Source organism: Plantactinospora sp. KBS50, assembly GCF_002285795.1.
Classification (GTDB): Bacteria; Actinomycetota; Actinomycetes; order Mycobacteriales; family Micromonosporaceae; genus KBS50.
Genome location: NZ_CP022961.1, coordinates 4,436,617 through 4,463,486, shown reverse-complemented (window position 1 = coordinate 4,463,486; position 26,870 = coordinate 4,436,617). Strand labels below are relative to the sequence as shown.

The 26,870-nt window shown below is 73.7% G+C and carries 18 protein-coding genes and 4 pseudogenes; 12 read left to right on the top strand and 10 right to left on the bottom strand.

Annotation, left to right across the window (positions count from 1 at the left end):
* Positions 1-45: 45 nt before the first annotated feature.
* Positions 46-330, bottom strand: a complete 285-nt coding sequence (locus CIK06_RS19125) for a hypothetical protein (protein WP_095565975.1) — start codon at positions 328-330, stop codon at positions 46-48.
* A gap of 82 nt (positions 331-412) precedes the next feature.
* Positions 413-889: a hypothetical protein gene (locus tag CIK06_RS19120; RefSeq protein ID WP_095565974.1), complete on the bottom strand. Its 477-nt coding sequence runs from the start codon at positions 887-889 to the stop codon at positions 413-415.
* 314 nt (positions 890-1,203) lie between these two features.
* Between CIK06_RS19120 and CIK06_RS19115 the strand changes: the two genes are divergently transcribed.
* A complete protein-coding gene (locus CIK06_RS19115; protein ID WP_157756862.1) occupies positions 1,204-2,271 on the top strand; it encodes a DUF998 domain-containing protein in 1,068 nt (355 codons plus the stop codon).
* Here the strand turns inward: CIK06_RS19115 and CIK06_RS19110 are convergent.
* Entirely contained in the window at positions 2,240-3,133 is an 894-nt protein-coding gene (locus tag CIK06_RS19110; protein WP_095565972.1) for an aldo/keto reductase, read from the bottom strand. The genes CIK06_RS19115 and CIK06_RS19110 overlap by 32 nt on opposite strands.
* A 55-nt stretch (positions 3,134-3,188) precedes the next feature.
* Entirely contained in the window at positions 3,189-4,565 is a 1,377-nt protein-coding gene (locus CIK06_RS19105; protein WP_095565971.1) for a PHB depolymerase family esterase, read from the bottom strand.
* A 301-nt stretch (positions 4,566-4,866) separates the two neighbouring features.
* Here CIK06_RS19105 and CIK06_RS19100 point away from each other — a divergent pair, with 301 nt between their 5' ends.
* From CIK06_RS19100 to CIK06_RS19080, 5 genes and pseudogenes are all read left to right on the top strand, one after another.
* Complete coding sequence (locus CIK06_RS19100; RefSeq protein WP_095565970.1) at positions 4,867-5,136, top strand: metal-sensitive transcriptional regulator; 270 nt, start codon at positions 4,867-4,869, stop codon at positions 5,134-5,136.
* Between the two features lie 222 nt (positions 5,137-5,358).
* A complete protein-coding gene (locus CIK06_RS19095) occupies positions 5,359-6,759 on the top strand; it encodes an MBL fold metallo-hydrolase (protein ID WP_095565969.1) in 1,401 nt (466 codons plus the stop codon).
* A 44-nt stretch (positions 6,760-6,803) separates the two neighbouring features.
* Positions 6,804-7,411: pseudogene (locus tag CIK06_RS19090) on the top strand (rhodanese-like domain-containing protein).
* Positions 7,408-8,256, top strand: a pseudogene (locus CIK06_RS19085) (sulfite exporter TauE/SafE family protein); the annotation flags it as partial. The pseudogenes CIK06_RS19090 and CIK06_RS19085, both read left to right, overlap by 4 nt.
* 190 nt (positions 8,257-8,446) lie before the next feature.
* Positions 8,447-9,046, top strand: a complete 600-nt coding sequence (locus tag CIK06_RS19080) for a bifunctional 2-polyprenyl-6-hydroxyphenol methylase/3-demethylubiquinol 3-O-methyltransferase UbiG (RefSeq protein ID WP_095565968.1) — start codon at positions 8,447-8,449, stop codon at positions 9,044-9,046.
* A gap of 190 nt (positions 9,047-9,236) precedes the next feature.
* On the opposite strand, the gene CIK06_RS19075 is transcribed toward CIK06_RS19080, so the two are convergent.
* Positions 9,237-9,668, bottom strand: coding sequence for an OsmC family protein (locus tag CIK06_RS19075; RefSeq protein WP_095567957.1), 432 nt, complete (start codon positions 9,666-9,668; stop codon positions 9,237-9,239).
* Positions 9,669-9,896: 228 nt separating this feature from the next.
* Between CIK06_RS19075 and CIK06_RS19070 the strand changes: the two genes are divergently transcribed.
* A complete protein-coding gene (locus CIK06_RS19070; RefSeq protein ID WP_095565967.1) occupies positions 9,897-10,544 on the top strand; it encodes a LysE family translocator in 648 nt (215 codons plus the stop codon).
* Between the two features lie 119 nt (positions 10,545-10,663).
* On the opposite strand, the gene CIK06_RS19065 is transcribed toward CIK06_RS19070, so the two are convergent.
* From CIK06_RS19065 to CIK06_RS19050, 4 genes are all read right to left on the bottom strand, one after another.
* Positions 10,664-11,629, bottom strand: coding sequence for an aminoglycoside phosphotransferase family protein (locus CIK06_RS19065; RefSeq protein ID WP_095565966.1), 966 nt, complete (start codon positions 11,627-11,629; stop codon positions 10,664-10,666).
* 394 nt (positions 11,630-12,023) lie between these two features.
* A complete protein-coding gene (locus CIK06_RS19060; protein ID WP_095565965.1) occupies positions 12,024-13,211 on the bottom strand; it encodes a winged helix DNA-binding domain-containing protein in 1,188 nt (395 codons plus the stop codon).
* A gap of 38 nt (positions 13,212-13,249) precedes the next feature.
* Positions 13,250-14,032: an SDR family NAD(P)-dependent oxidoreductase gene (locus CIK06_RS19055; protein ID WP_095565964.1), complete on the bottom strand. Its 783-nt coding sequence runs from the start codon at positions 14,030-14,032 to the stop codon at positions 13,250-13,252.
* Between the two features lie 144 nt (positions 14,033-14,176).
* Positions 14,177-14,941 carry a cyclopropane-fatty-acyl-phospholipid synthase family protein gene (locus CIK06_RS19050; protein ID WP_095565963.1) on the bottom strand — a complete coding sequence of 255 codons (765 nt, stop codon included), beginning with the start codon at positions 14,939-14,941 and terminating at the stop codon, positions 14,177-14,179.
* Positions 14,942-15,158: 217 nt separating this feature from the next.
* Here CIK06_RS19050 and wrbA point away from each other — a divergent pair, with 217 nt between their 5' ends.
* A complete protein-coding gene (wrbA, locus tag CIK06_RS19045; RefSeq protein WP_095565962.1) occupies positions 15,159-15,779 on the top strand; it encodes an NAD(P)H:quinone oxidoreductase in 621 nt (206 codons plus the stop codon).
* 251 nt (positions 15,780-16,030) lie between these two features.
* On the opposite strand, the pseudogene CIK06_RS31430 reads toward wrbA, so the two are convergent.
* Positions 16,031-18,102 (bottom strand): annotated as a pseudogene (locus tag CIK06_RS31430) (chorismate-binding protein).
* A 252-nt stretch (positions 18,103-18,354) separates the two neighbouring features.
* On the opposite strand from CIK06_RS31430, the gene CIK06_RS19030 reads away from it, so the two are divergent.
* The 4 genes and pseudogenes from CIK06_RS19030 (at position 18,355) to CIK06_RS19015 (ending at position 26,858) form a co-directional block, all read left to right on the top strand.
* Complete coding sequence (locus CIK06_RS19030; protein WP_095565960.1) at positions 18,355-19,752, top strand: FGGY family carbohydrate kinase; 1,398 nt, start codon at positions 18,355-18,357, stop codon at positions 19,750-19,752.
* 117 nt (positions 19,753-19,869) lie between these two features.
* The gene (locus CIK06_RS19025) at positions 19,870-22,752 is read left to right on the top strand and encodes a nitrate- and nitrite sensing domain-containing protein (protein WP_232533731.1); all 2,883 of its coding nucleotides are present in this window, start codon (positions 19,870-19,872) and stop codon (positions 22,750-22,752) included.
* Positions 22,749-23,170 (top strand): annotated as a pseudogene (locus CIK06_RS19020) (roadblock/LC7 domain-containing protein). Before CIK06_RS19025 ends, CIK06_RS19020 begins: the two are co-directional and overlap by 4 nt.
* A gap of 781 nt (positions 23,171-23,951) precedes the next feature.
* The gene (locus tag CIK06_RS19015) at positions 23,952-26,858 is read left to right on the top strand and encodes a glycoside hydrolase family 48 protein (protein WP_095565959.1); all 2,907 of its coding nucleotides are present in this window, start codon (positions 23,952-23,954) and stop codon (positions 26,856-26,858) included.
* Positions 26,859-26,870 lie beyond the last annotated feature (12 nt).

The following is a 26,870-nucleotide window of genomic DNA, read 5'->3' as shown; positions in this document are numbered from 1 at the left end:
GAGGCGGGTCGGCGCGGCCGTGCCGGCCCGCACCGGCCCATCCGCTCAGTTCGGGTGCGGTGCCTCGTGGCGGACGATGGCGATGGCCACCCGGCAGAACTCGTCCATGTCGGGATCGAAGCCGGCGGCGATGTCGGGGTGCAGCCCGGCGCGCGTCTCGTCGAGCAGCCGCCGGCACACCTCCTCGACCGGCTCGCCGGCATAGGCCGCGCGCACCCGATCGCTGGCCGCCCGCAACGCCGAGGTCAACTGGTCCTCCAGCGGCCCGCGCAGCCTGCGCCCGGCCGGATCGAGGCCCTGCGGATCGAGCGTCACGTGTGGCTCGGACATGCGCACTCCCTTCATCGTCGCGTCCGCGGTACCCCACCGCGGAGGCCGGCCAAACCGGTTGACCGGTGGCCGTGCCGGTGGATCAAACCGGGGCCGGGGGAGCGGCCTGGCGCGTCGTCGGTGCCAGCGGGCTGGCGGGCTCCAGCGCGGTCACCCGGACCAGGTACGAGAAGTCCGTGGCCGGTTCCTCGCGATAGCTCAGCTGGCGGATCTGCCGTTCGTCGTCGTAGAGCGCGACGTCGGCCAGCACCCCGAGGTGGGCCAGGCCCACGGCCCCGATCCGTTTCTTGTCCTGCAGTACGGCCCCGACCCCGCCGAGGAGCTGGGCCGCGTCGACCACCCGGTGTTCCGGTGGACAGCGCAGCACCACCTCCAGCGCGACCGGTCCGTGCAGCGACCGCCAGCCGGTCGTCTGGGCGGCTGCGCACGCGGCGGTGAGCAGCGCCCTGACCCGGGCGGCCTGCCGGTGCCCGGCGGTGAATACCGAAAGGCCGTCGGTCCGGATGGGTGGCGTTCCGGCGACCTCGAAAAACAGCTCGGAAGTCCGGGTGTCGTGCACGGCGGCACCTCCTCGTCTCCTCGACGATCCTGGCCCACCGGACGTGCCGATGGGCAGGTTTCACCGATCGGGGTACGTGCCGGGGGCGTGGTGGGTTCGACGTCGGCGGCGAACACCCGGAAAAGACATCGACAACGGTAGCCGAGAACGCCGGTTGAGGGGGAGTCGTACCCGCCGTTGGAAAGCGTCCCTTCTCATCGGTTTCGGTAGGGGAAGGGGCGCTTCCTGAGGTTCATCGCCTGGGCGTGCAACGGCGGTGGTGTGGCGGGGCGCAGGGCGGGAACAGCTAGCCTCTGGGCGATGCTGGAGGCGAGATGACAGACCTGGGGCTGCCGCGCCGGCATGCCAGGCCGGCCCGTCCGGCCTGGCCCCGGCGCCGCCGGAGCCCGGCCGATCCGCCGGGGCGGTTCGCCGCGCTCCGGCCCGCGGTGGCGGGCCGGTCGCGGTCGCCGGGCCGGCCGAAGGCGGGGGACCGGTGGCGGGCCTCGGGCCGCGGGTACGCCGCCCGTGCCCGCGCGCGGGCCGCGAGCCCGTACGGCGTGCCGGCCCTGTGCCGGGCGGTGGTCCGTTCCTGGCGGGTCCTCACCCGGGCGCTCGGGCTGTCCGCCGCCGCGCTCGCGCTTGTGCTGTTCGGACTGCTGCACGTGCTGGTGACCCGGCTCAGCCCGGTCGCGGACACGATCAGCGACTACGCGTTGTCCCCGGTCGGCTGGGTCTTCGACGGCGGGGTGCTGGTGCTGGCCGTCGGCTCGGTCGCGCTGCTCGGCCCGCTGGCCCGGACCGGCCCGGACCGGCCGGCCCGCACCGGCCAGGGGTCCGCCGTGCCGGACCGCACCGGCCGGAGCACCGCCGGGCCGGCGCGCTGGTTCGGCGGTACGGCCGCGGCCCTGTTCGGATGCTGGTGCCTGGGCCTGGTCGTGCTGACCATGTTTCCCCGGGACCCGGTCGGGATGCCGGTCAGCTCGACGGGCCTGGTCCACCAGTGGGCCTCGGTCGGCGCGCTGCTGGGGTTGCCCCTCGGTGCGCTGGTGACCGCGGCCCGGCGCCGGGGAGCCGGTACCCGGATCGTCGCCGCGGTGGCCGGCGCGTGCCTGGCCGCGCTGGTCCCGTTCGTCGTGGCCTACCTGGCCGGTTCACCGCTGCGCCCGTACGTCGGTCTGCTGGAGCGGCTGGTCGTGGTGGCCGAGATCGTGCTGCTGGTGCTGCTCGGGACGCTGCTGCGGCAGGCGGCGCCGGCCGGCGCGGTCCCGGCCGGGCGGGACGCTGCGGCACCGGCCGGGCCGGCGGGTGCGCTGGCGGCCCGGCGTACCGGGCGGTGGTCGCGGCTGCGGCCGCGTGCCCGGCTGCGGGTCAGCCGAGGCTGGCCAGCTCGTCGGCGCTGAACCGGAGCGCGCCGGCCGAGACGTTCCCGACCAGGTGCTCCGGGTCGCCCGTGCCGGGGATGGCCAGCACGTGCGGTCCGCGGTGCAGCGTCCAGGCGAGGCGTACCTGGTGCGGGGTCACCCGGTGTGCGGCCGCGACGGCCTGCACGGCCGCGGTGTGTGCGGTGGCCGCGCCCGCCTCGCGGCGCGGCCCGGCGAGGGCGAAGAAGGGTACGAAGGCGATGCCCCGCTCGGCGCAGAGCCGCAACAGGTCGTCGTCGGTCCGGTTGTCGATCGCGTAGTTGTTCTGCACGCAGACCACCGGCGCGATGGCCTGCGCCTCGTCGAGGTGGTCGGCGCGGACGTTGGACAGTCCGAGGTGCCGGATGAGCCCGGCGTCGCGCAGTTCGGCGAGTGCGCCGAACGGTTCGGCCACGGAGTCACGGCCGGGCCGTCTGACGATCCGCAGGTTGACCACGTCCAGGTGGTCGCGGCCGAGCCGGCGCAGGTTCTCCTCGACCTGGCGGCGCAGGTCCGCCGGGGTCAGCGCCTCGGCCAGGTCGCCGGCCGGATCGCACGCGAAGCCGACCTTGGTGGCGATGACCAGGTCCTGCGGGTACGGATGCAGCGCGGTGCGGATCAGGTCGGGCGCGTACCGGGCGGGGTCGGTGCCCACCCCGAGGGTGCCGCCCGGCGACCGGTAGAAGGCGGCGGTGTCGATGTGGTTCACCCCGAGGTCGACGGCCCGGCGCAGCACGGTGACCGCGCGGTCCGGGTCGGCGTCGGCGGTCAGCCGCATCGAGCCGAAGCCCATCCGGTGTACGGTCCGGTCGCCAAGCGTCCAGGTGCCGGCGGCGGCCGCGGTGATGTCGTCGTGAGGCATCCGGCGACGGTAGCCCGGCCGTGGCGGCGCCGTCCGGCGCCGCCACGGCCGCGGCTCAGCCGAGGGTGCAGGCGGTGCCGTTGAGGGTGAACGAGGTCGGGCTGGCGGTGTTGCCGGTGTGGTTGGCCTGGAAGCCGAAGTTGACCGAGCCGCCCGGTGCGATGGTGCCGTTGTAGGAGACGTTACGGGCGGTCACCGCGCCGCTGGTCGGGGCTATCGTGGCGTTCCAGCCGTTGGTGACGGTCTGTCCGGCCGGCAGGGTGAAGGTCAGCGCCCAGCCGTTGATCGTCGACGAGCCGGTGTTGGTCACCGTCACCGAGGTGGTCAGGCCGGTGTTCCACGCGTTCACCACGTACCCGACCCGGCAGGCGCCCGACGGCGGCGGTGCCGTGGTCGGGGGTGCGGTGGTGGGCGGTGCGGTGGTCGGCGGCGCGGTGGTGGGCGGTGCGGTGGTCGGCGGCGCCGTCGTCGGGGGTGCGGTGGTGGGTGCCGCGGTGGTCGGCGGCGTGGTCGAGTCGAGGCCGAAGAAGCGGATCGCCTGGGCGGCGTCGACCGGCAGGTTGTGCGGCGCGCCCTGGATGCTGATGGCCTCGACCGGCGCCATGCCACCGGTGCCTCCGTACCGGGTGCGGGTGTAGCCGGACTGCGGGGTGTCCGTGTACGACGGGGTCTGGCTGACCCCCAGCACGTTGGTCCACTGCTTGATCTCTTCGCCGAAGTTCGGGTAGCGCAGCGTCTCGTCGTTGGTGCCGTGCCAGAGCTGCATCCGGGGCCGCCGGCCGGAGTATCCCGGGTACGCGTTGCGGACGAGGTCCCCCCACTCCTGCGGGGTCTTGGTGATCTGCCCGTTGGCGCACTCGGAGTTCCACTCCGAACCGTTGGTGGTGGCGAAGCAGCCGAACGGGACGCCGGCGTAGGCGGCACCGGCGGCGAAGACGTCGGGGTAGTCGCCGAGCAGCACGTTGGTCATCATGGCGCCGGACGAGACACCGGTGGCGAACACCCGGTCCGGGTCCACGTTGTACCGCTGCTTCACGTAGTTGACCATCGAGATGATGCCGACCGGGTCGCTGCCGCCGTCGTGCCGCAGCGCCTGCGGGGAGGAGACGTCGAAGCACTGGCTGGCGCGGGTGACCGAGGGGTAGATCACGATGAAGCCGTACTGGTCGGCCAGCGAGGCGAACTGGGAGCCGGAATAGAAGGCGGGGCCGGTGCCGGTGCAGTAGTGCACGGCCACCACCAGCGCCGGCCGGGTGGTGACCCGGTCCGGTACGTACAGGTACATCCGCAGGTTGCTGGGGTTGGTGCCGAAGTTGGTGATCTCGGTGAGCGCCGCCGCGGACGCGGGGCCGGCGTTGATCGTCGCCGCGGCGGCGGTCACCGCCAGCGCGGCGGCCAGCGCGGCGCCGAGCATTCTGAGCCTTGTTCTCATGGAGGGTTCCTTCGCGGATCGTCGACAGGGGTCCAGGTGTCCCGGCGCGAGGGCCGCCCGGTGACCAATCGCATCCGGCTCGGGAACATCGATAATTATCGAGAAACATTTCGGTGACGGCAAGGTCTCCCGCCCGGCCGGCGCGCCCGTCCATCCGGCGCCCGGCTTGTCGCCGGCTTCGTCCCCGGGCTTGTGTCGCCGGCTTCGTCCCCGGGCTTGTCGTCGGGCTTCGTCGTCGGGCTTCGTCCCCGGGCTTGTCGTCGGGTACCCCGGGGGTATCTTTGCGGTCGGGAGGTACGTCGTGAAGCTTCGACCCGAGATGACCGGTGATGCGTTGACCCGTCTCAAGCGGGCGCGCGGGCAGCTCAACGCGGTCATCGAGATGATGGAGAACGGCGAGGACTGCCGGGCCGTACTCACGCAGTTGGCGGCCGTGTCGAAGGCCATCGACCGCGCCGGTTACAAGATCATCGCCTCGGGGATGCGGCACTGCAACGACGCCCGGGAGGGCGGCGACGACCCCGAGATGACCGAGGAGGAGTTGGAGAAGCTCTTCCTGGCGCTGGCCTGAGTCGGCGCCCCCGGTCCCGGTCGGGGCCGCCGAGCCCGAGCCGGCGTCGCCGGTCCTGACCGGGGCTGCCGGTCTGGGTCGGGGCTGCCGGTCCTGACCGGGATCGGCGTCCGGCCGGTCGCGTGATCGCGGCCTGGTCGGGTACTTGTGCGCGGACAGCCGTGCGGAAGTCTGTCTTCCGCATACCCCCGGGGTATGCGGTTTTTGAGGGGAGTGACCGTAGTGACAGTCGAGGTGTCCGTCATCGCCACGTCCTCGCTCGGCGACCGGAGCTATCTGGCCTCCGACGGCCGGGTCGGCGTCGTGGTCGACCCACAGCGGGACATCGACCGCGTGCTGTACCTCGCGGGCAGCAGGGGAGTCCGGATCACGCACGTGGTGGAGACCCACATCCACAACGACTACGTCTCCGGCGGCCTGCAACTGGCCCGGCTGACCGGAGCCGACTACCTGGTGTCCGCCGCCGACCGGGTCGACTTCGCCCGGAAGCCGGTGACCGACGGCGACGAGATCGCGGTCTCCGATTCGCTGCGGCTGCGGGTCGTCGGCACGCCCGGGCACACGTTCCACCACCTCTCGTACGTCCTGGACGAGGCCACCGCAGCGGGCTGGCGGCCGGTGGGCGTGTTCACCGGCGGCTCGCTGCTGTTCGGCAGCACCGGCCGGACCGACCTGCTCGGCCAGCAGCACGCGCACGACCTGGCCGGACACCAGCACGCCTCGGCCCGGCGACTGGCCGACCTGCTGCCCGACGGCGCGCAGGTGTGGCCCACGCACGGGTTCGGCAGCTTCTGCTCCGCCAGCCAGTCCGACGCCCCGGAGTCGACAATCGGGCGGGAGAAGGAGGTCAACCCCGTCCTGCGGCTGGCCACGGACGACTTCGTCACGCAGACCCTCGCCGGGCTGGACGCCTACCCGGCCTACTACGCCCACATGGGAGTGGCCAACGCCGGCGGTCCGGCGCCGGTCGACCTCAGCCCGGTGTTCCGGGCCGACGCAGGGCAACTGCGGACCCGGCTGGCCGGCGGCGAGTGGGTGGTCGACCTGCGCCACCGCAAGGCGTACGCCGCCGGCCACCTCGCCGGCACGATAAGCCTCGGCCTCGACGGCCCGATGTCCACCTGGCTGGGTTGGCTTGTCGACCGGGGCACCCCGATCACGCTGCTGGCGCAGACCCCGGAGCAGATCGCCGACGCCCAGCGCGAGCTGGTACGGATCGGCATCGAACGGCCCGCCGCGCAGGCCACCGGCGCGGCCGAGGGATGGGTCGAGGATCCCGCCCGGCTGCGCGAAATGCACCTGACCGACTTCCCGGCGTTGGCCGCCGCGCGGTCCGGCAACGTACCCGCCGGGCTGCCCGGGCCGGACGTGGTGCTGGACGTGCGGCTGACCAACGAGTGGCGCGACGGGCACATCGAGGGCGCCGTGCACGTACCGCTGCCCGACCTGCCGTCCCGGCTCGCCGACCTGCCCCCGGGCGCGGTCTGGGTGCACTGCGCGTCCGGATACCGGGCCACCGCCGCCGGATCGCTGCTGGCCAACGCCGGCCGCGACGTCGTGGTCATCGACGACCTGTTCGAGCGGGCCGCGGCGGCCGGCGTGGCGATGGCGACCCCGCGCTGACCCTCGCCCGACATCCCCCGGACCCCCGACCCGAACGAGGAGACATGAGCGCTACCCAACAACCCCCGACCGGCTCGCTCATCGACGTCGCGGCGCTGCGTACGCTGCGCGACTCCGGCCGCGCGCCGCGGGTGCTCGACGTGCGCACCCCGGCCGAGTTCGAGACCGCGCACATCCCCGGCGCCTACAACGTGCCCTGGACCTGCTCCGGGAGCACCGCGGAGAACTGCGCAGCCACCTCGACGAGGACGTGGTGCTGGTCTGCCGCTCCGGCGCCCGCGCCGGGCAGGCCCGGCTCACCCTCGCGCAGACCGGGCTGCCGAACCTGCGCGTCCTGGACGGCGGCATGCTGGCCTGGCAGGCGGCCGGGGCGCAGATCAACCAGGGCCGGCCGCGGTGGGACCTGGAACGGCAGGTACGCCTCGTGGCCGGCGCGACCGTGCTGCTCAGCGTGCTGGCCTCGGTGGCCCTGCCCGGCCTGAAATGGGTGGCCGCCGCCATCGGCGCCGGGCTCACGGTCGCCGCCCTGACCAACACCTGCGCGCTGGGCATGCTGCTGGCCAGACTGCCGTACAACCGGGGCGCGGGCTGCGACCTGGACAGCATCGTCGGCCAGTTGCGGACGGAACAGGCGGCCGGGAGCCAACCGTGACCGTCGGCCTCGCGCTGACCGTCGGGCTGGCCGTGCTCATCGGGGTCAGCCTCGGCCTGCTCGGCGGCGGTGGATCGATCCTCGCCGTGCCGCTGCTGGTGTACGTCGCCGGCCAGCCCGCGCGGCCGGCGATCGCCACCTCGCTGCTGGTCGTCGGCGTCACCAGCACGGTGGCGTTGCTGCCGCACGCCCGCGCCGGGCGGATCCGGTGGCGTACCGGTGGCGTCTTCGGGCTGGCGGGCATGGCCGGGGCGTACGCCGGCGGCTGGCTCGCCCGGTTCGTCCCGCCGCCGGTGCTGCTCACCGCGTTCGCGCTGATGATGCTCGGCACCGCGGTCGCCATGCTGGTCGGCCGGCCCGGCGGCGACGGTCCGGCCGGCCGGCAGCTTCCGGTGCTCCGCGCGCTGGCCGTGGGCGCCGGGGTCGGCCTGGTCTCCGGCCTGGTCGGCGCCGGCGGCGGTTTCCTCGTGGTCCCGGCGCTCACCCTGCTCGGTGGGCTGCCGATGCCGGTCGCGGTCGGCACGTCGCTGGCCGTCATCGCGGTACAGACCCTCGCCGGGTTCGCCGGCCACCTCGGCGACGTCACCCTCGACTGGCCGCTCGCGCTGGCCGTGACCGGGGCGGCGGTCGCCGGCAGCCTGGTCGGCGGGCGGCTCGCCGGCCGGGTGCCACCGGCCGTGCTGCGCCGGACGTTCGGCGGCCTCGTCCTGGTCGTGGGGCTGGTCATGCTCGGGCAGCAACTGCCCGCGCCTGCCCGGCCCGAGGTGACGCTGGTGGCGGCGGTCCTGGTGGCGGCCGCGGCCGTGGCCGGCGTCGTGCTGGTCCCGCGCCGCCGGCGCCGGTCGGCTGGTGGGGGCCGGTCGGCTGGTGGGGGCCGGTCGGCTGGTGGGGGCCGGTCGGCTGGTGGGACCGGGTCCCCGAGGGCGCCGCCGGGTCCGTTGCTGGCAGGCTGGTGCGGTCTCCCGGTCGGGACTCGCCGGGTCGAGACCGGGGGCGGGACCGCAGCATCCGTTGACGCGGTGAGAGGAGGACGGCATGGACAGCGCCCAGTGGGACGCCCGGTACGCCGGTTCACCCGATCTGGTGTGGACCGCGCAGCCGAACCGGTTCGTGGTGGAGGCGACCACGCCGTTGCCGCCCGGCCGGGCGCTGGACCTGGCCGCGGGGGAGGGACGCAACGCGATCTGGCTCGCCGGGCGCGGCTGGCAGGTCACCGCCGTCGACTTCTCCGCGGTCGCCGTCGAACGCGGCCGGGAACTGGCCCGCCGGGGCGGCGTGGACGTCACGTGGCAGGTGGCCGACGTGACGACGTACCAGCCGGAGGCCGACGGTTACGACCTGGTGCTCATCGCGTACCTGCACCTGCCGGCGCCCGTGCTGGCGCCGGTGTTGCGCCGGGCGGCCGGCGCGGTCCGGCCCGGCGGCACCTTCGTGCTGGTCGGTCACGACCTGGCCAACCTCACCGGCGGTACCGGCGGCCCGCAGGACCCGGCGGTGCTGCACACCCCGGAGTCGGTGACCGCGCACCTGCCCGGCCTGCGCGTCGCGCGGGCCGGGACGGTACGCCGGCCGGTGCAGACCGACGGCGGCAGCATCGACGCGCTCGACACCCTGGTGGTGGCGAACCGCCCGTAGCCGGTGGTGCCGTCCGGGTCGTATCCGGCGGTGGCGGCCTACCCGTGCCCGTAGCCGATGGTGCCGTCCGGGTCGTATCCGGCGGTGGCGGCCTGCCCGCAGCCGGTGGTGTGTGCCGGTCGTGGCCGGCGCCCGGTGTGCCGGTCGTGGCCGGCGCGGGCCGTGCCGACCCGCGCCCGGGTCCCGCCGGTCAGGCCAGCTCGATGGTCACCTCCGGCGGCGTGACCAGGCTGTTGTGCACGGTGCAGTGCGACGCCACCGCCAGCAGGCCGGCCCGGCGGTTGGCCGGCAGGTCCGCCGGCACCCGCAGCGACAGGCGCACCCCGGCGACCCGCGCCGGACGGTCGGTGGCCATCCGGAAGTCGACCGTCACACCAAGGTCGTCCCGGCTCAGTCCGTGCCGGGCCAGGTACCGGCCGGCGTAGAACGCCACACAGGTGGCCAGCGACGCCACGAACAGCTCGACCGGCGTCGGCGCGCTGTCCGCACCGCCCGAGCCGGCCGGCTGGTCGACCCGGACCGTGTGCCCGCGCACCGTGACCTCGTACGACTCGCCGGACACGAAGCGGACGTCCAACGCGGCGCTGTCCGGCACCGCGGCGGCGGCATACGTTCCGATCATGGTGATCGCCTCCTGCGCGCTGTTCCCTGTCTGTCCCGGGAGCTGACCCTCCACCTCCAGGCAACACCCCGCGGCCACCCGCCGCACAGGACCGTCCGGCTTGTCGACCGGGACCTCCGACCCGCCCGCCCTCGGCCGGGGCGAGGGCATACCGGCCGGTTCCGTGGCCGTTGTGGGTAGTGAGGAACACAGTTCCCGGGCCGGCCCGCAGATGTAAGGATCGAAAACATGATCACTACTTCGGCGCTGCTCGGGGTCGGCGCCGTCGCTCTGGCGATGGTGCTCACTCCCGGGCCGAACATGATGTACCTGGTGTCGCGCAGCATCACCCAGGGACGGCGCGCGGGCGTCATCTCGCTTGCCGGGGTGGCCGTCGGCTTCGGCGTCTACCTCGTCGCGACCAACCTCGGCCTCGCCGTGATCTTCGTGGCGGTGCCCCCGCTCTACGTCGCGCTCAAGATGGCCGGCGCCGGATACCTGGCCTGGCTGGCGATCAAGGCGCTGCGCCCCGGGGGTGTGTCGGTGTTCCAGCCCGCCGACCTGCCCCCGGACCCGGCCCGGCGGCTGTTCGGGATGGGACTGCTGACCAACCTGCTCAACCCGAAGATCGCCATCATGTACCTGTCGCTGATCCCGCAGTTCGTCCAGCCGGCCCACGGGCACGTGATGGCGCAGGGGTTCCTGCTCGGCGGCGTGCAGATCGTCGTCGCGCTCACGGTGAACCTGCTGATCGTGCTCGCCGCGGGCACGGTCTCGACGTTCCTCACCCGCCGCCCCGGGTGGCTGCGGATGCAGCGGTACGTGATGGGCACCGTGCTCGGCGCGTTGGCCGTCCGGCTGGCCACCGACCGGGCCCGGCCGGTGGTGGCCGGCTGACACCCGGCCATGATCAACTCATTTTCCTTGAAGTTGGGGTGTCCCAGCGGTCCGGACACCCCAACTTCGCCGAAGACGAGTTGACCTTGGCGGAGCCGGTCCGGTCCGGTCCGGTCGGGTCAGCGGCGGCGGCGCAGCCAGTCCAGCGAGGCCAGACCCAGCGCGGTCGCCGCGTCGACCAGGCTGTGGCCGGCGTCCGTGCCGGCCATGGACGCCAGCCGGAGCAGGAAGCCCGAGTGCACCGCCAGGAAGGCGTCGATCGCGTCCGGGTCGAGGTCCCGGGTCAGCGGATGCCGGTCGGCGTACGGCTGCGGGTCCAGCCCGGCCAGCGACGCGGTCGACAGCAGGGTGAGGACGTCGCAGTGCGCGGCCCCGACCCAGGCGTGCGGCCAGTCCACGACGTACACCCCGGTCGGGGAGAGCAGCACGTTGAACGGGTAGAGATCGCCGTGCAGCAGCGTCGTGCCGGCCAGCGCCGGCCCGGCGCCGGCCTCCAGCTCGGCGAGCTGGTCGAGGTTGCCGGCCGCCCAGCGGGACAGCGCACCGACCCGCTCCGCGGCCCCCTCGGCGGCGAGCGCCTGCCAGCCGCCGAGCCGCGGTCGGGCCAGCGTCGCCGGGTCCACCGGCGTCGGGGTGAGGACCCGGGCCAGCAGGGTCGTCGCGTCCAGGACGCGGTCGAGGTCGTCGGGCCGCCACGGCTGCGCCGGAAGCACCCCGTCGACCTCCTCGAACATCAGGGCCACCCAGGTGCCGTCGTCGTAGACGTCCAGCAGTCGGGGTACGGGCGCCTCCGGCGGGAGCTGGCTCGACACGATGATCTCCCGGCGGTGGAACCGGGCCACGCCGGGCGCCGCGAGCGCGTTCGCGGCCTTGACGAACACCCTGCCGCCGTCGGCCAGGCGTACCCGGGCGGCCACGCCCGCGGAGAAGCCGCCGGGCTGGCTCGTCGCGTCGACCACCGGGCTGCCGAGCCGCCGCTCGACCGCGGCCGCGATCTCCGGCGGCAGGTCCGCCCAGGCGGTTCGTTCGTCACCGGTCATCGTCAGGCCGGCCGGCCGGCGGTGCCGCCCGGATTGTTCCATCATGATCCTGTCGGTCCCTCGTCGTTGACGGCGTGATCGTGACCCGGCCCGCCGGGTGGCCACCGGGCCAGCCCGCCGGGCCGGGCATCATGCCCGAGGGTATCGCCGGCCAGGGCGGGTTCCACAGGCGCGGTCGAGCCGCCGGCCGGCCGCGGGTTCCGGGTCGAGGTCCGGGGTCGAGCCGCCGGCCGGCCGCGGGTTCCGGGTCGAGGTCCGGGGTCGAGCCGCCGGCCGGCCGCGGGTTCCGGGTCGAGGTGCGCGGTCGAGCCGCCGGCCGGCCGCGGGTTCCGCGTCGAGGTCCGCGGCCGGGCCGCACCCCGACGCTAGCGTGACGGGTCGCTGCGCAGGTACGTGCGGACCGCCAGCCCGTACCGACGGCGGTGCGCCGGACCGCCCGTCACGGCCAGCCGAAGCGCAGCGGCTGGCCGAGGTAGTGGGAGTACGGCGCGAAGGCCTCCTCCACCCGGGAGCGCTCCTTGCCGGTGAGCGGCACCAGCGGGAGAACCTCCACGGTCGTGTGCGTCCTGCCGATCGTGCGTTTCCAGGTGCCGATCACCCGGCCGGCCCGCACCACGGTGGACCGGAACACCCCGTTGCCGCCGGGAATGACCGCCGCCAGGTGCTCGCGCTCCATCATCAGCGCACGGTCCTTGAAGCCCAGCAGGTACTCGTCGAAGCCCGGCAGCACCAGCAGGTCGTCGGCGGGCGCGAGCAGTGCGGGCGTGCCGGTGGCCGCGTCCAGCAGGGCGGGATCGGCGTACATCTCGGCACCGTCGCACCGCACGGCGACCAGCGCCTCGCCGGCGGCGGCGATGCCCCGCCGGACGTCGGCCATGGTCAGACCGCTCCAGCCGGCGAAGTCCCGCCGGGTGGTCGGACCGTGGCTGCGGAAGTAGCGGGTGGCGATGAGCGCCAGCGCCTCGTCCCGGTCCGGCCGGTGCGGATCGGGCGCCCACTCGTCCAGCAGGACGACCGTCTGCTCCTTGCCGATGTTGGGGCCGATGCAGGTGACGCCGCGCTGGCCCGCGTACCACAGCAGGTGGTAGCCGAGCTGGCCGGCGCCGTCGATGCCCGCGGCGGCCAGCGCGGCCATGCACTCGGAGCGGCGCAGCCGCCCCCCGCCGGCCAGCGCCGTCCCGAGCACGTCCACGGCGCGGTCGGCCGTCTCCTCGGACAGGCCGAGGACGCTCCGCCGGGCGGCCGCGGCGGCCAGCGGCCGGGAGCCCATCACCTCCAGCATCCAGCGCGCGTCCCGGGGCGGCACCAGGTGCACGGTGCCGCGCATCGGCCAGGTGCGCAGCGCCTCGCGGCGCTCGATCGCCGCCTCGACGTCCGGCAGGGTGAACGACGGCAGCCGGACCCCCAGCGACCACAGCCCGCTGGCCAGGTCCTGTGCCTGCATGGCGCCGAACCACTCGACGACGCCGGCCACGTCGGCCGGCCGTGCACCGGCACCGTCACTGCCCGACCCGCCGTCACTGCCCGGACCACTGTGGGCGCCCGACCCGCCGTCGGTGCCCGGCACGCCGCGCAGCAGCAGGCTCGACATCCGCAGGGCGAGGGCCTGCTCCCCGGTCAGCTCCATCGCCGCATCGTAGGAGCGGGGACCGACATTCCGCCGGCTCACGCCGGCTCGTGCGCCTCCGGGTCGCGGGCCAGCACCGAGCGACCGCCGTCGACCGGGACGGTCGCCCCGGTGATGAAGCTCGCGGAGTCGGACAGCAGGTAGGTGACGGTGGCGGCCACCTCGTCCGGCCGGCCCACCCGGCCGACCGGGTGCAGCGCGGCCATCTCCGCGCTGACCCGGTCCGCCTCGCAGCGGTCCAACCCGGCCAGGTACGCGGTGTAGCGCTCGGTGCCGATCGAACCGAGCGCCACGGCGTTGGCCCGGATGCCCCGGCTGCCGTACTCGACGGCGACCGCCCGGGTCAGCCCCTCGATCGCGGCCTTCGCGGTGACGTACGGCAGGCAGCCGGGCACGGGCCGCTGGGCCTGGTGCGACGAGACGTTGACGATCGCGCCGCCGGTGTCGGCGGCCAGGAACCGGCGGACCGCGGTGGCGCAGCCGTTGATCACCGGGTCGAGGTTGCGGGCCACCAGCGCCGAGATCTCGGCGCTGGTGGCGGTGTGCAGTGAGGCGTCCTGGAAGACCGCGGCGTTGTTCACCCAGCCCGCGAGTCGGGCGCCCGCCGGCACCATGTCGGCGGCCCGGTCGGTGACCCGCTCGTCGGCGGCGTCTCCGACGACCGTCTTCAGCCGGTCGGCGGCCGGATGGTGCGCCGTCCAGGCCGCCGCGGCCGGGTCGAACTCGATCGTGACCACCCCGTGTCCGTCGTCCAGGAGCCGCTGCGCGATTCCCTGGCCGACACCCCGGCCGCCGCCCGTCACCACGTACCACCGATGCATGCCGCTCCCTCCACCGTGCCGGCACCTCGGGCGGATCCGTGCCGCCCGAGGTGCCCGACCTGCCGCCGCCCGACGACGACCGCCGCCCGACGGCGATCCGGGACTCTGGTACCCGCCGGGACGGGTACCGGAATCCCCGTTCCACTACATATCCGCCCGGTCCTGGCGGCGCATCAGCGCGAACACGCCCCAACCCAGGTAACGCCGCTGGTAGCGGACGTACCGCAGCGGCGCGGTGGCCAGCTCCGCACGGAAATGGTCGGCCAGCTCGTCGTCCGGGTTGGCGTCCAGCCACCGCCGTACGGTGAGCCACTGGGCGGCGGCGTACCGGTCCCAGCTGTCCTCGTCGGCCAGCACCATCTCGACCAGGTCCCAGCCCACCTCGCCGAAGAGTTCGACCAGGCCGGGCAGGTCACGGAACTCGTCCCGGCTGCCGACGTGGCAGCCCTCGACGGTCGTGCGGTCCGGCGGGTCCAGCCGCCAGAACGGTTCGCCGACCAGCAGCAGCCCGCCCGGCCGCAGGCTGGCCGCCAGCAGTTCGATGGTGCCGGCCACGCCGCCGCCGATCCAGGTGGCACCGATGCAGGCCGCCACGTCGACCGGCGGCGCCACGACGTACCCGGCGGCGTCGCCGTGCTCGAAGGCGACCCGGTCGGTGACGCCGAGTTCGGCGGCGCGGTCCCGGGCCGCCGCGACGAAGACCGTGCTGATGTCCACGCCGGTGCCGCGGATGCCGTGTTCCCGGCTCCAGGTGCAGAGCAGCTCGCCGGTGCCGCAGGCCAGGTCGAGCAGGGTCATCCCCGGGCGGAGCCGGAGCGCTCGGCCGAGGGTGGCGAGCTTGACCTCGTCGATCGGGTTGTGGATGCGGTGGTCACGCTCGCGGATGGTGAAGGTACGGGGGAGATCCACGTCTGGGTGTCCTCACGTCGGAAGTTCGGATGATGGGCAGGCCGAGAGACGCGGGGACGACGGGCACAGAACCACCTCCGACTCAGACGTGCGGGTCACGCTATCGGCCCGGCACCCGACCGTCGATCCGATTTGCGGTCCCCTTCCGCGAGGTTTGCCGGATCCGGCGGCGGGTAGCCCTCCGCGCCGGCATCGGTCCGACGGAAGGGGGAGGCCCATGCAGGGCCGCACCAAGGTCGCGGTGGTGTACTACAGCGCCACCGGCATCACCTACCAGATGGCCGTGGAGGCAGCCCAGGCCGCCGAGGAGGCCGGCGCCGAGGTACGTCTGCGCAAGGTGCGCGAGCTGGCGCCGGAGGAGGCGATCCGGTCGAACTCGGGCTGGCAGGCGCACCGCCTGGAGACCCAGGACGTGCCGGAGGTGGAACTCGACGACCTCTCCTGGGCCGACGTGGTGATCTTCGGTACGCCCACCCGGTACGGCGTGATGGCCGCCCAGCTGAAGCAGTTCATCGACACCAGCGGGCCGCTCTGGTCGCAGGGACTGCTGGCCGACAAGGTGTACGCCGGATTCTGCTCCACCGCCACGGCGCACGGCGGCCAGGAGGCCACCCTGCTGTCGATGTTCAACGTGTTCTATCACTGGGGCGGGATCGTGGTGACGCCCGGTTACACCGACCCCAGCCAGTTCGTCGCGGGCAACCCGTACGGCGGCTCGCACACCAGCAACAACGGCGAGACGGCGCCCGACTCGGTGGCGCTCGGTGCGACCGCGCTGACCGCGCGGCGGGCCGTACAGGTCGCCGAGGTCCTGCGCCGCGGCCGGGCGGCCGGCTGAGCCGTCCGAAAGGGCTGAGCCGACCGGCGGGCCGGCGGGCCGGCGGGCCGGCGGGCCGGACCCCGGCTCGACGGGTACGGCGCGGCCGGGCCGGCCGGCGGGACCGGATCGGGACCGGATCGGGACCGGACACAGATCGGGAGGAACGGCGGGCCGGACCGGCGCGCGAGCGCGGGCGGCCGACGGGGAGGCGGAACCGGTGGTCCGGGTGGGGGCTCTCAAACCCACCCGGACCACCGGCGTTCTGTCCGCTACCCGCCCGCGCGCCGGCTAATCACCGGATCGGCCACCGGTACCGGCGCGGGGAGCAGTTCGCTGACGAGGTCGGTGAGCACGGCCAGCCCGTCCGCGCTGAGCACCGACTCCGGATGGAACTGCACACCGGCGAAACCCGGCCCGCGGATCGCGTGGACGGCACCGTCGCTCTCCTCCCGGGCGACCGCGACCGAACCGTACGGCGTGTCCAGCCGGTCGGTGCCGGCCAACGCCGTGTAGGTCGAGTAGAAGCCGACCCGGCGGCGCACCCCGAACAGCTCGACCACCCGTTGCAGGCCCTGGTACGCGGTGTCCCGCCGGTGCAGCGGCAACCCGAGCAGCCCGCAGAGCAACTGGTGACCCAGGCACACCGCCAGGGTGGGCCGGCCGGCGGCCAGCAGCCCGCGCGCGACCCGGCGCAGCGCGACCATCTTGTCGTCCCCGGTGCTGGTCGGGTCGCCCGGGCCGGGTCCGAGCACCACCAGGTCCGCGCCGGGCACGTCCGCCGGCACGGCGTGCCACGGCTCGACCCGCACCCGCAGGCCGAGCGAGCGGAGCTGGTGCGCGAGCATCGCCGTGAAGGTGTCCTCGCCGTCGACGATCAGCGCCGTCCGGTCGGCCAGCGCCGGCACCGCCGGCCGGTCCGGGTCGCGCTGTTCCCGCCAGAACCGGGCCAGCCGTTCCGCCCGGGCGGCCAGCGCCGCCCGTACCGCCGGCAGCTCGGCCAGGCGCGGCGCCGCCGGCCTGGGCTCCCCGGCGGTCCCGCCGGGTTCGGCGCCGCCGGGTTCGGCGCCGCCCGGTTCGGCGCCGCCGGGCTGGGCGCCGGCCGGTTCCGGTACGGCGCCGCCGGGCGCGGACGCCGGTACGGTGCCCGGCGCACCCCCGCTGGCCAGGCCGAGCGCCGAGAGAATCCCGGCGGCCTTGACGTGCGTCTCGTCCACCTCGCCTTCCGGGGTGGAGTGCCGGACCAGGGTGGCGCCCACCGGAACCCGCAGCGAGCCGTCCGGCCCGATCTCGGCGGTGCGGATCAGGATCGGGGCGTCCAGGGTCTGCCGGCCGGCCCCGTCCCGGCCCAGCAGCGCCAGCACGCCCCGTAGTACCGCCGGCCGTGCGGCTCCCGCCGGGCGATCACCCGGCAGGCGTTCTCGATCGGGCTGCCGGTCAGGGTGGGGGCGAACATGGTGCGCCGCAGCACCTCCCGGACGTCCAACCGGCCGTGCCCGGCCAGCAGGTACTCGGTGTGCGCCAGCCGGGACATCTCCTTCAGGTACGGCCCGACGACCTGGCCACCGCGGTCGGCCACCGCGGCCATCATCTTCAGTTCCTCGTCGAGCACCATGTCCAGCTCGTCGATCTCCTTGTCGTCGGCGAGGAAGCGCAGCAGGGCGGCCTCGTCGACCCCGACACCGCGGTGCCGGAAGGTGCCGCTGATCGGGTTCATCAGCACCAGCCCGTCGGCGACGCTGACGTGCCGTTCCGGGCTGGCCCCGACCAGGATGCGGGACCCGGTGTAGACCAGGTGCGTCCAGTAGGCGCCCCGCTCGTCCACCAGCAGCCGGCGCAGCGCGGCGAGCGCGGCGAGCAGCGGCGGCTGGTCGAGGGTGGCCTCGAAGACCCGGTGCACGACGAAGTTCGCCCCCTCGCCCCGGCCGATCTCCTCGGCGAGCACCTCGCGGACGATCTCCGCGTACGCCTCGTCCGGAATGTCGAATCGGCCGTCGCGGGCGAGCACGGGCGTGTCCGGCAGCGCGGCGACCGCCTCGGACAGCGGCATCCGGGCGTACCCGGTGACCGTCAGCGCCTCCATCGGCACGCCGTCGTCGATGTGCGCGAAGCCGCGTTCGGCGATCTGCCGGTACGGCACGACGGCCAGGGTGCGCGGACCGGGCGCCGGTGCCGGGCCGTCCGCCGGTTCCGGGCCGTCCGCCGGCAGGTCGGCGAGCCGGCCCACGGTACGGACCGGACCGGTGATGATTTCCAGGTCCGGTTCCTCGGCGCGGTGCAGCAGCGCGAAGGGACCGGGGTCGACGCCGGCGGCGACCAGCGCCGGCAGTTCACTCAGGTGCATGACGTTTCCTCGGACTCGTCGGCCGGCTGTGGTGGCCGCCGTACGCGGGAAACGGGGCTGGCCACCGGGAAGGCGGCCAGCTGGGCGGATTACGCGCTGTCGGGGGCCACCGGTCGGGTGGGCCACCAGAGGGACAGGCGCGCGGACATGCCGCGACAATACGCCGACCGGGGCGTCCGGTGTGACCCCCGGCGTGATCCGGCTCCGGAGACGGGACGTACGCGACCGTCCTGCCGGGTACGGTGTGCCGGGATGACCATTTTGTCTCTCGACCTGGGCACCTCGTCGGTGCGTGGCCTGGTGCTTGACGCGGACGCCGTGCCGCTGCCCGGCGCCCTGGCCCGCCGGCCGGTCCGCCTCGCCCTGGGCGCCGACGGCACGGCCACCATCGACGGCCCGGAGTTCCTGTCGGCCCTGCTGGAGTGCCTGGACGAGCTGGCGGCGGCGGGTTGGCTGGAGGACGTCGAGCTGGTGACCACCGCCGCCCAGTGGCACTCGGTGGTGCCGCTGAACCCGGCGGGTGAACCGCTGGGTCCGGTGCTGACCTGGCTGGACACCCGACCGGAGCCGCTGCCCGGCGCGCCCGTGCCGAGCGACCCGACCGCCTTCCACCACCGGACCGGGACCTGGTGGCACCGGTTCTACTGGAACGTGCGGCTGCCCTGGCTGCGGGAGCGGGTGGACTGTCCGGGGGTCCGGTTCGGCGGCCTGGCGGAGTACATCCTCGGCATGTTGCTGGACTGCGCGCCGATGTCCGTCTCCCAGGCGTCCGCGACCGGGCTGCTGGACCTGCGGTCGATGGGTTGGGACGGGGAGGCGTGCGAGCTGGCCCAGGTGCGGGCCGGCGAGCTGCCGGAGCTGGCGCCGCACGGCTGGCGGGGGCGGCTGCGGCCGGAGCACGCGCGGCGGTGGCCGGCGCTGCGGGACGCGCCGTGGGCGCCGCCGGTCGGCGACGGCGCCGCCTCCAACGTGGGCTGCCGGGCCGTGGATCCGGACTGGGCCGCGGTCACCGTCGGCACCTCGGCGGCCGTCCGGCTGGTGCAGCCGGCGCCCGCGGGCGAGCCGCTGCCGCCGCTGCCGCCCTCGCTCTGGCGCTACCGGGTCGACCACGGACACATCGTGACCGGAGCCGCGTTCTCCGGCGGCGGCAACCTGTTCGCCTGGGCCGACCGGGTGTTGCGACTGCCCACGGGCGAGGATCTCGACGAGGCGCTGGAGGCCGTCTCGCCCGGCGGCGGGGTGCGGGCCGACCCGCGCTTCGGCGGGGACCGTCCGCCCGGGCTGGCCCCGGCCGGGTCGGGTCAACTGGCCGGGCTGGACTTCAGCTCCGGCGCCGTGGACATCGTCGCCGGCCTGATGAGCGCGCTGTGCCGGCAGGTGGCGGTGAGCCTCGACGACATCGAGTCGACGGTGCAGAAGCGGGTCCGGGTCGTGCTCGGCGGCGGCGCGATGACCGCGTCGGCCTGGTGGCGGCGCTCGTTCGCGCAGACCCTGTCGCCCCGCGAGGTGTGGCGGGCCAGCACCTCGGAGATTGGTGCGACCGGTGCGGCGTTGGTGGCGATCGGCCGACTTGACGCAGCGACCGGTATCGAACCGGTAAGCCGGACGGATGAGCCGGAGGGTGGCGCGGCGACAGGAGACGGGAGCTGACAGTATCCTTCCTGGGCCGCGCGGACCGCGGTCGCGGACCGTTGACAGTCGTTCCGTGCCTGGTTGGATGGACTCCACCTGTCAGGACGGGCCGCGTTCCGCAGGGTAGGAGGAGTGGTGAGTACTGAGCCGGACCGGGGGACGGACGAGGTGCGTACCCATCGCCGCCGGCTCGATGTGCGGGTCGTTCCGCACCGGCGGCGCTCGCCGCTGCGGGTGCACGACTGGCGGATCCGCAGCAAGCTGGTGGCGGTCCTGGTGGTGCCGTCGTTGGCGTTCCTCGTGCTGGCCGGCCTCCAGACCGGCGGGCTGTTCGGCCAGGCCAGCGCGCTGGACCAGTTCGCCGGGCAGGTGAGCGTCGGTCGCCAGATCACCGACGTGCTCAACGCGCTGCACCTGGAACGCGACCGTACGGCCGGTGAGCTGGCCGGGCTGGCGAATTCGGACCAGGACGGGCCCAACGCGTCCGGGCAGGACGGCGACCCGCAGCGGCAGCCCCGCGAACCGACCAGCCCGGATCAGGCGCGGGCCGCGCTGCAACCCATCTACGCCGAGGTGGACGCCGCGGTCGACGAGCTGCGCTCCGCCGCCGCGCCGCTGGCAAACTCGGACGCCGCCTGGCGGCTGTCCTACCAACGCGTGGACGACGCGCTGCGCCAACTGCCCGACACCCGGACCGCGGTCGGCGCCGGGGTGCTCAACCCGAGCACGGTCCTGGGCAACTACGGCCGGGCGTTGGACGCGCTGCTCGCGCTGCTCGCCGAGCCCAGTCCGGGCGCGGAGCAGAGCGAGCTGACCGACTCGGTGCTGCGGTACGTGCAGCTGGCCCGGGTGCAGGACATCGGTTCGCAGATCCGGGCGCAGCTCTACGGCGCCGCGCGGGCCGGCCGGTACGGCCCGGACGACCTGGTGCGGCTGAGTGACCTGCGGTCCCAGCAGTTCGCGGCGCTGGCCGAGTTCCGGGCCGCCGCCACCACCGAGCAGGTGGGCCGGTACGAGGAAGCGGCCGGGCGGCCGGAGTCCGCGGCGGCGACCCGGCTGGAGGAGACCACCATCCCCACCAACGGCCGGCAGCCGGCGGTGCTGAACCCGGACCGTTGGTGGACGGCCAGCAGCCAGCGACTGGCCCTGCTGGAGGGCGTGCAGTCCGCCGTGCTGGGCGACGCGATCGACGGGGCGACCGCGGTCAGCGCCGACCAGCTGCGCCGTACCCTGCTGGTGGCCGGCGTGGTGCTGGCCGTGCTGATCATCGCGGTGGTCACCTCGGTGCTGATCGGCCGGTCGCTGGCCCGCTCGCTGAACAAGCTGCGCCGCCAGGCGATCCAGGTGGCCCAGATCGAGCTGCCGGAGGCGCTGGAACGACTGCGCGGACTGGACATCAGCGGGACCGAGATCGAGGTCTCCCCGGCGGTGGTGCGCTCGTTGGACGAGATCGGTGAGGTGGCCGAGGCGTTCGTGGCGGTGCACCGCAGCGCGGTGACGCTGGCCGTCGAGCAGGCGCAGATGCGGCGCAGCGTGAACGCCATGTTCGTGAACCTGGCCCGGCGCAGTCAGGTGCTGGTGGAGCGGCAGCTGGAACTGCTGGACGAGCTGGAGCGCGAGGAGAGCGATCCGGAGCAACTGGACAACCTGTTCCGGCTGGACCACCTGGCGGCGCGGATGCGACGCAACGACGACAGCCTGCTGGTGCTCGCCGGCTCCGAGTCCACCCGGCGGTGGTCGCAGCCGGTGCCGCTGACCGCGGTCATGCTGGCGGCGGTCGCGGAGGTCGAGCAGTACCAGCGCATCCGGCACCGGGTCGTCGGCCAGCCGTACGTGCTCGGTCACGCGGTCGCCGACCTGGTACACCTGCTCGCGGAGCTGCTGGAGAACGCGACCTCGTTCTCGCCGCCGGACACGCCGGTCGAGCTGACCGGCCGGCTGGACAGCGCGGGCGGCGTCATCGTGGAGATCACCGACCGGGGTCTCGGGCTGTCCGGGGCGGGGCTGGCCGAGGCCAACGCGGTGCTGGCCGCGCCGCCGATGGCCGACGTCGCGGCGTCGCAGCGGATGGGCCTGTTCGTGGTCAGCCACCTGGCGGCCCGGCAGGGCATCGAGGTGCGGCTGCGGCCCGCGGACCGCGGGGCGACGGCCCGGGTACGGCTGCCCGCCGCGCTGCTGGCCGAGGACGGCGGGCCGGAGCTCGACCGTGGACCGGGCCGGCGGATGCTGACGGCGCGGATGGCGGGTCACCCGGACAGCGGCGAGGCCGTGCCGGCGCCGGTCGTGCGGGGCGTTCCGGTGGCGCTGGTGCCGGGCACCGCCGTGCAGGATCCCCCGCCCCGGGCGGCCGACCCGGCGCCCGGATCGTCGGTCGTTCCGGCACCCGCCTCGACGGTCGTACCGGCGAACTTCGCCGGGTATCCGCCGACCGTTCCCGCCTACGGCGACGGCCCCGGTGTCTCCGGCGGCGGCCCCCGTGCGTACGGCGACGGCGCCGGTGTCTCCGGCGGCGGCGCCGGTGCGTCCGGCGGCGGTGCCGGTGTCTCCGGCGGCGCCGGGAGTGGCGCCGGGAGCGCCGACGACGGGCGCGGCACCCGCCGGCCGGTGCCCCCGCGCGCCGAGGACGTGCTGGCCGCGGCGTCGGCCGGTGAGACGAGTACCTGGTGGAGCCGGGGTGGCGGCGGGAACGGCGCGGCTCCCGGCGGCGCCGTCCCGAACGGCGGCCCGGTGGCGAACGGCGACGCGGCCGGTTCCGCCGGGCCGAGCGCCGGGCGGCCACCCGAGCCGCCGCCGCTGACCGAACGGGGTCTGCCGTTGCGGGTGCCGATGGCGCATCTGCCCGCGGTCAGCACGTCCGCCCGTCCGCAGGTGCCGACCCCCCGGCCGGAACCCGATCCCGAGGCGATCGGAGGCATGCTGTCCCGGTTCTACGGCGGTGTACGGCGCGCCGAGGACGAAGAAACGACCGAGATTTCCCTGACGCCGTACGGCGCGAGGGACGAAAGGAACAACAGGTGACATCCCTCAGTCAAGAGGCCCGCGATCTGAGCTGGCTGGTCAATGCCTTCGCCGAGCGGGTTCCCGGGGTCGCGCACGCGATCGTGGTCTCCTCGGACGGGCTGCTGGTGGCGGTGTCCGGCCACCTGCCGCGCGATCACGCCGACCGGCTCGCGGCGGTCACCTCGGGCTGATGAGCATCACCGCCGGCGCCGCCCAGATGTTCGACGGGGATGTGGTCAAGCAGACCGTCGTCGAGATGGGCCGCGGATACTTCCTGGTGATGCAGGTGCGGGATGGTTCGATCCTGGCCACGCTGGCCGGCTCGGAGGCCGACATCGGGGTGGTCGGTTACGAGATGGCGCGGCTGGCGAAGCAGGCGGGGGAGATGCTCACCCCGGCGCTGCGGGCCGAGCTGCAGCAGGCCCTGACGGGCTGATGGGTGCTTCGGGCCGGGCTGATGGTGCTTCGGCCCGGTCCGGTCCGACGCGTCCGATGATGCGGGGGAGGGCTGTCGGGTCGACCGGGTTCGGGTTGACCGAACGGTCCCTGGGGAGAGGTCGGTCAAGGTCTATTGTGGTGTGGGGACGGAGAGGGCAACTCCGCCCCCACATCGAACGTCTGCACGTACGAGGGCCGTACGTGCCGCGCGGGAGCCGGGCCACGCGAGTGCCGCTGGTGCACCTCCTTCCGTTGGTGCGGCGGGCCGGTGACGGAGTCCGGGCTGGACCGCCGCCGGCCCGTGAGCCGGTTTTCCGTGGTGTGTCCGCCGGGCAGCGGACGCACCAGTGCTCTTCGATAGCGTTCCGTCTGTGGAAGCGCTCCCATCAATGTGGTGATTGAGGACTGTAGTCGGCGTAACGAGATTGGAAAAGACCTAAAACAAGATCGAAACATCAGAGCGGGTCTATTCGCAGGCCGCAGGGGGTGTAACCGGGCTTCACTTGCACCGGGAGCGCTCCCATGGAAGACTCTCGAACTATCTCGCAGGGAGCCAAGCGCGCGAGCGTGGGCCGCCGAGGGCATCCGGTGTTCAGCCGGACCGGCGCCCGACCGGGCAGCACCGTTCCACCAGCGGCGGCGGGTCGCACCGTCCGTCCGCCCGGAACGGGTCCCGACGTTCCCCGCGCCGCACGAGGCGGACACCCTCCGCATCGTCGACGGCGCTACGGCCGCGGCGCACCGTCCCGGCCATTGGTCCGGCGAGGAGGACCCGAGAGATGAAACTGTGGGCGAAACGTCGCCGTACGGCGATAGTCGCGGCGGCCGTGTTGGTAACCGCCGGACTCACCGTACCGGCCACGCCCGCCATGGCGGCAGCGTCCTGTGACGTGACGTACGCGACGAACGACTGGAGCAACGGCTTCACGGCCAACGTCACCCTCACCAACCTGGGCGACCCGATCAACGGCTGGACGCTGCGGTTCGCGTTCCCCGGCAACCAGCAGGTCACCCAGGGCTGGTCGGCCACGTGGTCGCAGAGCGGCAACCAGGTCACCGCCACCAGCCTGTCGTACAACGGCACCCTGGCCACCGGGGCCAGCACGAACATCGGCTTCAACGGCTCCTACAGCGGCAGCAACCCGAAGCCGACCTCGTTCTCCATCAACGGAGTCACCTGCGGCGGCGCCAGCAGCAACCAGGCGCCCACGGTGTCGCTGAGCGTGCCGGCCGGCCCGTTCACCGCCCCCGCGGACGTGCCGCTCACGGCGACCGCCAGCGACCCGGACGGCTCGATCAGCAAGGTCGAGTTCTATCGCAACGGCATGCTGATCAACACCGACACCACGGCGCCGTACACGTACACCCAGAGTGCGTTGCCGGCGGGCAGCTACACGGTGCAGGCCAAGGCGTACGACAACGGCACACCCGCGTTGACCGCGACGGCCGAGAAGTCGTTCACCGTCTCGGCGCCCAGCGGTCCCGCCATCATCGCCACCCCGGCGTCGGTGACGGTGCCCGAGGGCGGCAGCGTGACGGTGCGCTACACGCTCAGCGCCGCGCCGAGCGGGAACGTGACGATCGCGCTCAGCAAGACCGGTGATCCCGACATCACCCTGTCGGCCACCAGCGTCACGCTGACCCCGAGCAACTGGAACACCGGGGTTGCGGTCACGGTCTCCGCGGCCCAGGACGCGGACACCACCAACGGCACGGCCACCATCCGGGCCACCGCCACCGGCTACTCCGCCTCCGAGGTGACCGCCACCGAGGCCGACGACGACGTGGCCGGCGGCACCTACGTGACCGAGTTCATGACCCTCTACAACAAGCTGAAGGCGCCGTCCAACGGATACTTCAGCCCCGAGGGCGTGCCGTACCACTCGGTCGAGACGTTCCTGGTGGAGGCCCCGGACCACGGTCACGAGACCACCTCCGAGGCGTTCAGCTACTGGCTGTGGCTGGAGGCGCAGTACGGCCGGATCCAGGGCAACTGGGCGCCGTTCAACAACGCCTGGACGGTGATGGAGAAGTACATCATCCCCAGCGGCACGGACTACCACAGCGGCGGCTACAACGCGGGCAGCCCGGCGCAGTACGCCCCGGAGAAGCCGTACCCGGACCAGTACCCGGTGGCCTTCGACACCGGCGTGCAGGCCGGTAGGGACCCGCTGTACGACGAGCTGACCAGCACGTACGGCAACAGCGACGTCTACGGCATGCACTGGCTGATCGACGTGGACAACGTGTACGGCTTCGGCAAGTGCGGCGACCACACCACCCGGCCCGCGTACATCAACACCTACCAGCGCGGCCCGCAGGAGTCGGTCTTCGAGACCATCACGCAGCCCTCCTGCGAGACCTTCGCCGACGGCGGACCGAACGGCTACGGCCCGCTGTTCACCCAGGACTCCAACCCGGCGAAGCAGTGGAAGTTCACCAACGCGCCGGACGCGGACGCCCGGGCGGTCGAGGCGGCCTACTGGGCCCTGCAGTGGGCCACCGAGCAGGGCAAGCAGGCCGACATCGCGGCCACCGTGGCCAAGGCGGCCAAGATGGGCGACTACCTGCGGTACGCGATGTACGACAAGTACTTCAAGAAGCCGGGCTGCACCAGCCCGTCCTGCGCGGCGGGCACCGGCAAGGACGCCTCCAGCTACCTGCTCTCCTGGTACTACGCCTGGGGTGGGGCGATGGACGGCGCGTGGAGCTGGCGGATCGGCTCCAGCCACAACCACAGCGGCTACCAGAACCCGATGGCGGCATACGCGCTGTCCACGGTGTCGGCGCTGACCCCGAGGTCGGCGAGTGCCAAGACGGACTGGTCGACCAGCCTGACCCGGCAGATCGACTTCTACACCTGGCTCCAGTCGTCCGAGGGCGGCATCGCCGGTGGCGCGACGAACAGCTGGAACGGTGACTACGAGGCCCCGCCGGCCGGCACGCCGACCTTCTACGGGCTGGCGTACGACTGGCAGCCGGTCTACCATGACCCGCCGTCGAACCAGTGGTTCGGCTTCCAGGCGTGGAGCATGGAGCGGGTTGCCGAGTACTACCACGAGAGCGGTGACACCCGGGCCAAGGCGGTGCTGGACAAGTGGGTCGCCTGGGCGATCGCCAACACCACCACCGGGGCGAACGGGGCGTACCAGATCCCGTCCACCCTCGCGTGGAGCGGCCAGCCGGGCGGCAACTGGACGTCCGGTACCACCTCGGTGAACAACAGTGGACTGCATGTGACCGTTCAGGACTACACCAACGACGTCGGAGTGGCCGGCGCGTACGCCCGTACGCTCGTCTACTACGGCGCCAAGTCCGGTAACGCGCAGGCCAAGGCCACCGCCAAGGCTCTGCTGGACGGCATCCTCACGCACTCCGACGCCAAGGGCGTCGCGGTGCCGGAGACCAGGGCCGACTACAACCGGTTGGACGACGTCTACAACTCCAGCACCCACCAGGGGCTGTTCGTTCCGTCCGGCTTCAGCGGCACGATGCCCAACGGCGACGTGATCGCACCGGGGAAGTCCTTCCTGGACATCCGCTCCTTCTACAAGAACGACCCCGACTGGCCCAAGGTTGAGGCGTACCTCAACGGCGGTGCCGCGCCGGTCTTCACCTACCACCGGTTCTGGGCGCAGTCGGATGTCGCGCTCGCCCTGGCCGACTACGGCATGTTGATCGGCTGAACTCAGGGAAGG